Origin of the sequence: Phocaeicola sp. (assembly GCF_048170425.1) — a bacterium.
GTDB lineage: Bacteria > Bacteroidota > Bacteroidia > Bacteroidales > Bacteroidaceae > Phocaeicola.
The window spans coordinates 1-8,963 of the sequence record NZ_DBEXBB010000233.1 but is presented as its reverse complement, the minus strand read 5'-3'; the positions used below and the strand labels follow the sequence as shown (position 1 = coordinate 8,963).

Annotated in this window: 11 protein-coding genes and 1 pseudogene; 7 read left to right on the top strand and 5 right to left on the bottom strand. The window is 50.6% G+C overall.

Annotation, left to right across the window (positions count from 1 at the left end; all coding sequences use genetic code 11):
• Positions 1 to 70 precede the first annotated feature (70 nt).
• A complete protein-coding gene (locus ACMJ0U_RS09335) occupies positions 71 to 1,720 on the bottom strand; it encodes a dipeptidyl-peptidase 3 family protein (RefSeq protein WP_417129695.1) in 1,650 nt (549 codons plus the stop codon).
• A gap of 211 nt (positions 1,721 to 1,931) precedes the next feature.
• On the opposite strand from ACMJ0U_RS09335, the gene ACMJ0U_RS09330 reads away from it, so the two are divergent.
• Positions 1,932 to 2,501: a flavodoxin family protein gene (locus tag ACMJ0U_RS09330; protein ID WP_417129694.1), complete on the top strand. Its 570-nt coding sequence runs from the start codon at positions 1,932 to 1,934 to the stop codon at positions 2,499 to 2,501.
• Between the two features lie 84 nt (positions 2,502 to 2,585).
• Here the strand turns inward: ACMJ0U_RS09330 and ACMJ0U_RS09325 are convergent, their stop codons facing one another.
• Complete coding sequence (locus tag ACMJ0U_RS09325; RefSeq protein WP_417129693.1) at positions 2,586 to 2,792, bottom strand: hypothetical protein; 207 nt, start codon at positions 2,790 to 2,792, stop codon at positions 2,586 to 2,588.
• Positions 2,793 to 2,871: 79 nt separating this feature from the next.
• Here ACMJ0U_RS09325 and ACMJ0U_RS09320 point away from each other — a divergent pair, with 79 nt between their 5' ends.
• Positions 2,872 to 3,540 (top strand): hypothetical protein, encoded by a 669-nt coding sequence (locus tag ACMJ0U_RS09320; RefSeq protein ID WP_417129692.1) that lies wholly within the window; start codon positions 2,872 to 2,874, stop codon positions 3,538 to 3,540.
• A 2-nt stretch (positions 3,541 to 3,542) separates the two neighbouring features.
• Here ACMJ0U_RS09320 and ACMJ0U_RS09315 read toward each other — a convergent pair whose 3' ends face one another.
• The gene (locus tag ACMJ0U_RS09315) at positions 3,543 to 4,451 is read right to left on the bottom strand and encodes an AEC family transporter (protein ID WP_417129691.1); all 909 of its coding nucleotides are present in this window, start codon (positions 4,449 to 4,451) and stop codon (positions 3,543 to 3,545) included.
• Between the two features lie 178 nt (positions 4,452 to 4,629).
• Between ACMJ0U_RS09315 and trxA the strand changes: the two genes are divergently transcribed.
• Genes trxA through ACMJ0U_RS09295 form a run of 4 tightly spaced genes read left to right on the top strand, consistent with a single transcriptional unit; the run spans position 4,630 to position 7,457 of the window.
• Positions 4,630 to 4,929, top strand: coding sequence for a thioredoxin (trxA, locus tag ACMJ0U_RS09310; protein ID WP_417129690.1), 300 nt, complete (start codon positions 4,630 to 4,632; stop codon positions 4,927 to 4,929).
• A gap of 32 nt (positions 4,930 to 4,961) precedes the next feature.
• On the top strand, positions 4,962 to 5,852 hold the full coding sequence (locus tag ACMJ0U_RS09305; protein WP_417129689.1) for a DMT family transporter: 891 nt from the start codon (positions 4,962 to 4,964) through the stop codon (positions 5,850 to 5,852).
• A 31-nt stretch (positions 5,853 to 5,883) separates the two neighbouring features.
• Positions 5,884 to 6,375, top strand: coding sequence for a 3'-5' exonuclease (locus tag ACMJ0U_RS09300; RefSeq protein WP_417129688.1), 492 nt, complete (start codon positions 5,884 to 5,886; stop codon positions 6,373 to 6,375).
• Positions 6,351 to 7,457, top strand: a complete 1,107-nt coding sequence (locus ACMJ0U_RS09295) for a glycerate kinase (protein WP_417129687.1) — start codon at positions 6,351 to 6,353, stop codon at positions 7,455 to 7,457. Before ACMJ0U_RS09300 ends, ACMJ0U_RS09295 begins: the two co-directional genes overlap by 25 nt.
• An 80-nt stretch (positions 7,458 to 7,537) precedes the next feature.
• Here ACMJ0U_RS09295 and ACMJ0U_RS09290 read toward each other — a convergent pair whose 3' ends face one another.
• The gene (locus ACMJ0U_RS09290; RefSeq protein WP_417129686.1) at positions 7,538 to 7,816 is read right to left on the bottom strand and encodes a hypothetical protein; all 279 of its coding nucleotides are present in this window, start codon (positions 7,814 to 7,816) and stop codon (positions 7,538 to 7,540) included.
• A 28-nt stretch (positions 7,817 to 7,844) separates the two neighbouring features.
• Between ACMJ0U_RS09290 and ACMJ0U_RS09285 the strand changes: the two genes are divergently transcribed.
• A complete protein-coding gene (locus ACMJ0U_RS09285) occupies positions 7,845 to 8,258 on the top strand; it encodes a hypothetical protein (RefSeq protein WP_417129685.1) in 414 nt (137 codons plus the stop codon).
• An 82-nt stretch (positions 8,259 to 8,340) separates the two neighbouring features.
• Here ACMJ0U_RS09285 and ACMJ0U_RS09280 read toward each other — a convergent pair.
• Positions 8,341 to 8,963, bottom strand: a pseudogene (locus tag ACMJ0U_RS09280) (hypothetical protein); the annotation flags it as partial.

The following is an 8,963-nucleotide window of genomic DNA, read 5'->3' as shown; positions in this document are numbered from 1 at the left end:
ATAAAAAACATGCGGTTCAAAGACGATGCCCCTGAACCGCATGTGTGTATCTATATCCCAGCAACTGGTATTACTGAGCTTTTCCTAACAGTACTTCTTCTCCCTGCACAAAGGTAATGTCGCGAGGAATGCCTGCTCCGTTAATCCGGTCAAGGTCGGCCTGAAGTGCCGGAGTGATTCCCCCGTTCTCTTCTCTGTACTTCTTCGCAAATTCCACGTTGCCGTCGCCCTGCGTCTGAAGAATCAACGCAGCCCATCCGTTCATCGCTTCCTTGGCTTTTGCAAAATCAATCACATACTGCCCCTTGTCGTCGCGTGAAAATGCCCCGGCTTTCTCCATGTAGTTGAAGCACATCATGTTGGCCTTTCCGTGTGAGGAAGCCGCTCCAAAGCGGACAGAACGCAGGATGCCTGCAATGTAAGTAGCCATCGCATCCTCGGCTGTAATATTTGTGATTTCGCCCATTTCAATCAGCTTGGTCACCATGAACAGGCCTAGGATGTCTGCCTTGGCTTCTTCCCAGGAAGTCTTTTCCGTGCCCATCACTGCATCCACGCTTTCATTGGTACGGATAGTCTGCTTCACACCCAGTCCGTGTGCCACTTCATGGAAAGTCACGTTCCAGAAAAATGCATCAAAGTTGAGGTATTTCTGCTGTTCGGGTGTCACGACAAGCTGTCCGATAGGCAACAGAATCTTGTCGAACTTCGCCTTCATGGAGTTCCGCAATTGCAGACGGCGCGTACCTTTCAGTGCATGTACCCGCTCATCGTTCGGCAGGTTGATGGCAATCGTCTTGCTTCCCGCATTGCAGTCGCCGGCATAGTATACCGCATCATACACATTCAGGTCGGACGACGTGCCCGGCACAAACGTTTTATATTCCGGCGGGCAAGGCAACTCTTTCTGAAGGTTCGGAAGCATGGCTACGAACTTGGCCAGGTCCTTGCTTCTGGCTTCATCCTTCAGCAGGATAAACGACTCGTACGATGCCTTGGTTTCGCGGAACTTGTCGTCGTAAGTTTCAATCGGTCCTGTCACGAAGTCAATCTTGCTGTCCTTCATGTCCATCCATGCCAGGTCGCTCGCCAGATAATCATCTGTCTTGAAGGCTTCTATACGCTTTTCAAGATAGTTCTTCAGGCCCGGGTCTTCTGCCAGTGTCACCGCCTTCTCCAACAAGGCACAGATGCGTTCTATTTCCGGAGCATACGCCTCATGATACCATACACTCTTGAGAGAACCGTCTTCATTACGGCGGATGACGGTATACCATGAGTCCTTGTCGGCATCTTCAAAGGCGTTAAATTCCGCTTCGGTAATATCGTGAGGATAATAGTTGCACACGGCCGGCTTTTCGCCATAACCTGCCAGGAAAGGCTTGTTATTGTCCAGGCGGTCCCATGCCCCATAGTGAATCATGGCAAACTCTTTCGCGTAGGTGTCGGTAATGGTATCGAGCACACTTTTGTCGCCGAATGTCTGCTTCCAGAAAAGATCGTCGGTAATTTGTCCCACCTGGAAGAATATTCTCACCAGCTCTTTTTCCTTGTCGTTCAAGTTGTTCACAAGGTCAGACTTCAGTTCAACGGATGCATACTCCTCCACTTTTGCTTTCATCGGTGATTCCTGCTGCTGGCTGCTGCACGAGAACAGAGTGGAAGCCACAGTGGCAACTCCCAGCAAGGTAGCTGAAAGACTTGTCATTTTTTTTCTCATACTCAATTGATTGTTTTGTTCGTTCGCGAAGATACGAAAAAGTCTTCAATATCTCAGGCATTCAGGGATGTGGTTTTGTTTCTGTCCTCTTTCCGGACGAACGAAGTACAAGGCTACAACTACATAAGCACTCCTGCATGAGAATTTTTCATGAGCCCGCAATACTCGGTAAAAAAACTATAAATTTGCTATCGAGTTTAAAGAAATCCAGTTGAAGAAGAAAATCAACCCCAAACAAGATAACATGAAGAAAGTAATTGTGATTTCAACCAGTCTGCGTGCCGGTTCCAACAGCGACATGCTGGCCGACAAGTTTATGGAAGGTGCCCTCCAGACAGGTCACGAAGTAGAAAAAATCTCACTCACCGGAAAAGACATACGCTTCTGCCGCGGATGCCTGGCCTGCCAGAAATTGGGCAAGTGCGTCATCCATGACGATGCAGACACCATCATGCAGAAAGTGCTGCACGCAGATGTCATCGTATGGGCTACCCCGATTTATTATTTCGAGATGAGCGGACAGATGAAGGTGCTCATCGACCGTATGAATGCGATGTATACCCTGGATTATCAGTTCCGCGACGTCTATATGCTGACCGTGGCAGCCGAAGAAGAGCCGGAGGTTCCTCAACGTGCGGAAGCGGGTCTCACGGGCTGGATTGACTGCTTCCCGAAGAGCCGCCTGGCCGGTACGCTTTTCTGCGGCGGAGTAGCTGACCCGCGCGCCATCAGCGGACACAGCAAGCTGAATGAAGCCTACGAGATGGGACTCCACTGCTGATTTCTTCAGACAGAAGCACTTTCCACAAACACAGCGATGATATTAAAAAGTATGGGATACTCCCTAAATAATCGCCGGAGAGGTTCAATAGCTTCTGTTCCGGAGTTCCAGCGTCACATCCATGTAGCTGCGTTTACCTTCAATGTAGTCGGCATACAAAGTTTCCGCATCCTTACCTTTCAGGATGCGGCACTTGCCGCACGACTCGCAGTCGTGCAGGCACTTCCAGGCTTCAATGACGTACGCCCGTCGGGCTTCCCGGGTGGATTGTTCAACTGGAGGAGGTGTCATAGCTTCTGTTTTACTTCATACAATAATACGCAAATATATCAGTTTTATTCATTATCTTACAAGGAAAATCATTGCAACCATGAAACAAGAACCCCTACACTCCTGCCCCGAACTGATTGACTATATCAATGAAACGGGCTTCCTGCCGCTGTTAAGCATGGGCATTGCCGGATGGTCGGCCGAAGAAGTCACGGACGAAGACTGCCAGTACACCCGTTTGCCCGACGGCGGATGGGAATGGCCGCTCTGGGAATGGAAAGGCGCCATCCTGCAAGAAAGCGGCTGCGCATACGGCAAGTTCTTCAAGGACAAAGCCGCATTCATCAGCCGCGAGTGGTGGCCCGACTTCTGCAATTACCGGCGAAGCATTTTTCCTTATCCGGAAGCGGGAAGCATTGAAGAAACCATCCTCGACGTACTGAGATGCGAGGGTAGCCTGATTACCAGGGAACTGCGTGCGGCATGCGGATTTACGGGGCCGAAGATGCGGAGCCGCTTCGATGCCTATCTCACCCGGCTGGAAATGGGCGGTTACATCGTGACGGAAGATTTTATCTATCCCCTCGACCGTCACGGACGGGAGTACGGCTGGGGATGGTCGCTGCTTACCACGCCCGAACGTCTCTTTGGACGGGAGGCCTGCCACCCCGACCGCAGTCCGCAGGAATCGCGCGAACGGATGCTCACCCAGTTCCGGAAGATACTGCCGCAGGAGTCCGAAAAAACGTACGCAGCTCTGCTGAAATAAGTCTACAGAAACATCGTCAGCAACGGAATGCTCAGTACGGAAAGCAGGGTGGTGAGGAAGGTTCCTTCTGCCATGATGACCTCCCCTTTCTGATACTGGATACAGAACAGGGTGCCGTATGAAGCTACGGGCATGGCCGCCAGCACGACATTGATATTGGCAATGGTTTCGTCCACCCGACAAAGGCGTGAGAGATACAAGATAAGGAGTGGAACCAGCATCAGACGCAAGGCCGACATCAGGTAGATGGCCGCATTGCCAAACATCCGGCGGATAGGTACACGGGCAATGGACGAGCCGATGATGAGCAGGGCTGCAGGCACGGTGACATTTCCTAACAAGATAAACGGGGTACTGATGACACGGGGAGGCACCCATCCGGTCACGACAATCAGAATGGAGAGGTACGACGCAATCATGGCCGGGCAGTAGAGAGTACGCCAGTCAAAACGCATCTTCCCCTCACCGCCTGAAATAAACAGGGTACCGAACACAAAAATCAGCAACGTGCTGGGGAAATTGAGAATGCTGGCATAGAACACCGCACTGGCTCCGAAAATGGAAGCCACGATGGGATAGCCGATGAAACCCACATTGCCGAATGCCAGCATGAAACTGTAAATACCGCGGTCGGACAGTCTGACGGGCAAATAGCGCGGAAGCAGAAAGGCTAACCCGATAAGCACCACATAGGTGGCAAAACCTACCACAAGCAAAGGCAGAATCAGCTTCTTGTCGGGAGGCATGTCGCCCATCACCGACGAAAGTATCAGACTGGGACACGTCACGTTGATAACCAGTCCCGAAAGTTTGCGGTCGAAATCCGCATCCATCATTTTCTTCTTACTCAGATAATAGCCGATGATTACCAGAATAAACAGGATAATCATCTGTGTAACGATTGCATCCATTGTTTCTTCTTACCTAAAAAAAGTCGTGCAAAGATACAGATTTTTCTTTACTGTTTCATGCCCGCCATTAATCGGCTTTTCGTACATTTGCACCGCATTTTAAACGTATCGACACACACCGGGCTATTTCTTTCGGGAAGTAGCCTCGTATATATAGAACCACTTAAAAACGAAAGCAATGGAAACATTTTATGACGTAGTAGCAGGCGACCAGCTTGTATTGGTGGACTTCTTCGCCACCTGGTGTCAACCTTGTAAAATGATGCACCCGATTCTGAAACAGGTGAAAGACGTGCTGGGCGACCGCATCCGTATCATCAAGATTGATGTGGACACACACAGCGCATTGTCTCAGAAATACCAGATTCAGTCCGTCCCCACCCTTATGCTGTTCCGCAAGGGAGAAGTGCTCTGGAGAACCAGCGGCGTGATGCAGAAGGCCGAGCTGCTCAGTACGATTGATCCTTTTCTGAGATAGTCCATACACTAAGATTTTACCTCTACCAGCACATGAAAAAACTAAGCAAGAATGCCATTATCGGCTATCCGGCAGGAATCATTACCGGTATTACCTACGGATTGAATCCTCTGTTTGCAATGCCTCTGATGAAGAACGGTGCCGCCATAGAGTCCATACTTTTCTTCCGCTATTCCTTTGCGGTGCTGCTTTTAGGCCTGTTCCTGGTGCTCCGCAAGCAGAGTTTCCGGATTTCAGGAAAGCAAATCGGCGTGTTGCTCGTTCTTGGGTTGCTTTACACCTCCAGCAGCATCTTCCTCTTCGAGGCATATGACTACATCGCCTCCGGACTGGCCACAACCCTCATTTTCCTCTATCCCGTTCTCGTGGCCATCATCATGGTGTTCCTGAAAGTCGTTCCCTCATGGCCGGTATGGCTGGCCATTGCCGCCACCTTCGGAGGTGTGCTCATCATGACACAAAGTGACGGTTCACAAACCATCAACCCCATCGGTGTGCTGCTCTCCATCGCCTCGGCACTGGTGTATGCCCTCTTCATCGTCATCATCAACCGCAGCAAGGCCATTGCCGGCATATCCAACTCCCTGCTCACCTTCTATGCCCTTACGGTGGGAGCGATTGTGTTTCTCGGGAAAATCCTCAGTTCTGACACCGCGATAACTGCCGGAATCACTACCGGAGCAGACTGGCTCAACCTTGTGGGACTTGCTTTGCTGCCGACCATCGTTTCTACGGCCACCCTGGCCATTGCTTCCCGCAACATCGGAGCCACCAAGGCCTCGGTACTCGGCGTATTCGGGCCCATCACCGCCATCATTATCGGCACACTCATGTTTGGCGAGCCGCTGACCTCCCACATCATAATCGGAATCTCCATCTCCATAATAGCCGTCACGTTCATGATTGCCATGACCAAGCGATGAGTACACATGTAAAACTAAAAATAAAAGACTCATGAGAAACTTTGCCGCAATAGATTTTGAAACTGCCAACAACGAACGTTCATCCGTATGCTCGGTGGGCGTGGTCGTGGTGCGCGACGGCGAGATAGCCGATACCTTTTATTCCCTCATCAATCCGGAACCAAATTATTACACATACTGGTGCTCACAGGTACACGGACTCACCCGTGAAGATACCGAAGACGCACCGGTATTCCCCACCGTATGGGCACAGATTGAACCGCTGATTGAAGGGCTGCCGCTTGTGGCACACAACCGTCCCTTCGATGAGAGCTGCCTGAAAGCCGTCTTCCGCGTCTATCAGATGGACTATCCCGACTATGAGTTCCATGACACCCTGTGCGTGGCGCGCAAAGTGTTTCCGGAACTCCCCAACCACCGGTTGCACACCGTGGCCGCTGCCTGCGGATACCGCCTGGAACACCATCACCATGCACTGGCCGATGCCGAAGCCTGCGCATGGATAGCCAGAGAAATATTATGACACCCATGAAAAAAATCCTGCTCGCCATCGATTCCTTTAAAGGCTGCCTTTCTTCCGAAGAAGTGGAAGCCGCCTTCTCGCAGGCCCTCACCGCCCGCGGGGCAGAAGTCCGTTCACTCCCTATGTCCGACGGGGGCGAAGGGATGCTTCCGGCCTTTATCGCTGCCCTCCACGGGCAACTCCTCAAAGTGGAAGTACACGACCCGCTGATGCGCCCCGTCACCGCCTGCTACGGCCTTGCTCCCGATGGAACCGCCGTCATTGAAACCGCACAAGCCTGCGGACTGACATACCTGTCTGCCGAGGAACGCAATCCGCTGGTGGCCACTACCTATGGCGTAGGCGAACTCGTGGCACACGCCACAAGACGCGGATGCCGACGCTTTCTCATCGGACTGGGCGGAAGCGGTACAAGCGATGCCGGAAAAGGCATGCTTCAGGGCCTCACCGATTCTCTGGCTCCCGGCGGCACGATAGAAGACGTGCTGAACGGTCCGTTGTCCGGCTGCCGCTTCGTACTGGCAAGCGATGTACGCAATCCTCTTTACGGACCCGAAGGCGCCGCCCACATCTTCGCCCCACAGAAAGGAGCCACTCCCGAGATGGTGGACGAACTGGACCGCCGCGCCCGTCAGTTTGCCGAAGAATCCGCCCGACGCATGGGCCGGGACGCTTCCCTGCAACCCGGTGCCGGAGCTGCCGGCGGACTGGGATACGCCTTCCTGCAATACCTCCAGACCACCACCCAATCGGGTGCCGACCTCCTGCTCGACCTCTGCGAATTCGACACCCTCCTGGCACACACCGACCTCGTCATTACCGGCGAAGGACATGCCGACCGTCAGACACTCATGGGCAAGCTTCCCGAACGGGTGATGCGGCGGGCACAGGCACAGCATGTCCCCGTCTGGCTGGTAGCCGGAAAAGCCAGCGATACCGAATCGCTGCTGAATGCCGGATTCAGTCGGGTGGACAGCCTTACGCCCGACGGTATGCCCCTTGAAGAAGCTGTCCGTCCGGAAGTCGCCCGGGAGAATATCCGCCGGTGGGTAGAAGCCGTATGGAACCAGCTGAAAAAGTAGTATCTTTAAATCCGTACTGACAGTCTGGACAGAGAAACTCTACGCCTACACTTCCAAGGAAAGTATACAACGTATCAGTTTCAATCCACCATCACCTTCCACGGATATTCCTGAATTATACTTCCGTCACTGCCAATCACCCTCACATACAGCCAGTGCGGCACAGCCGTAATGGGATATATTCCCCTCGACGCAGCCTGCCCGTCCGGTGTCCAGCGCACCGTAACCAGACCATTCTGGTCAGATAGCGCATATCTGTTGCTCAAGCTGCCATCGCCTACAAAAGTCACGAAAGCTCCCGGGCAAGGCACTTCTTCCGTGCCACACAAGGCGGTTACCTTAAACGTTTTTTCATTCACAGTTCTTACAACCCTAAACAATAGCCCTATGAAAAAGATTATTTTTACTTTAGTTCTATTACTATTATCAAGCTCCAAAGGATATACCCAAACAAGCAACTCCCTGAACAAAGATTCCATATTAATGGATATAGCTACGAAATTAAATGATATCGGATTTAGAATCAGAGGGCTAGACCGATATAAACTTTACCCCACTGAAAATATATACATCTATCTAAAACTAGATACGATGACTGGAAAAATAGAATTAATACAATGGTCGTTAGACAACGACAAAGAAGGAAGTATTAATTTAAACGATACTGATCTTTCATACAACACCGGTTGTGGCACATTTGAACTTTATCCGACACAAAACATGTATCAGTTTCTTCTACTTGACAAAGTTACAGGAAGGACATGGCACGTACAATGGGGATTTGAAAAAGAGAAACGCTGAATCCAACGAATATGGTAGTCAAAAGAAAGTACTAACTGTTTTACAACCGAGTAAAGAGTAGCACCACCCCCAAAGCAAAATTTCAATCTTTTTTCAAAGTCAAACTAAAAGCCCATCCATACCGTGAATCATGTATAATTTCTTTCATTGCTTCACGATACAAAGCATTCTCTGTATCAGCAAAATAGATATCATCACAGAAATCATTCCACCAAGACTCAATGTTACCATAAAACTGATTCAGTTCTTCTTCTGTAAATGACGGTTCGAAGTCATCCACAGTTATCCCCTTCCCGGCCAGCTTTTTCGTGATACTTTCTTCCGTTTCTCCAGGGTTACGTTCCACGTTAAGCCTTACAGCCCTTCTTGACACAACCTTGTCATTAAACCTCTGCTTCAGCCTGTCATGCCATGCATGCATCAATATATCGTCCGGAAAAAATTCTTTCCCCTCACGACTGGAAGCAAATATTTCATTCGATATTTTCGCATGATGACGAAAATATACTTTCCTGATTTCTGCGACGTTCTGTTTCAGATCCGCTTCTTTGTCCATTTCAAGCAGGAATCCCCTTTGCAGTCCGCTTCGAGAGAAAACCTGCTTGCCGATTGTTTTCATGGCATAGTGCTTGTGCTGTTGAAATGCATCGGGAAATCTCAACTCATAATAATAAATCACTCCCACCTTGTTTTCGTCTGCACATG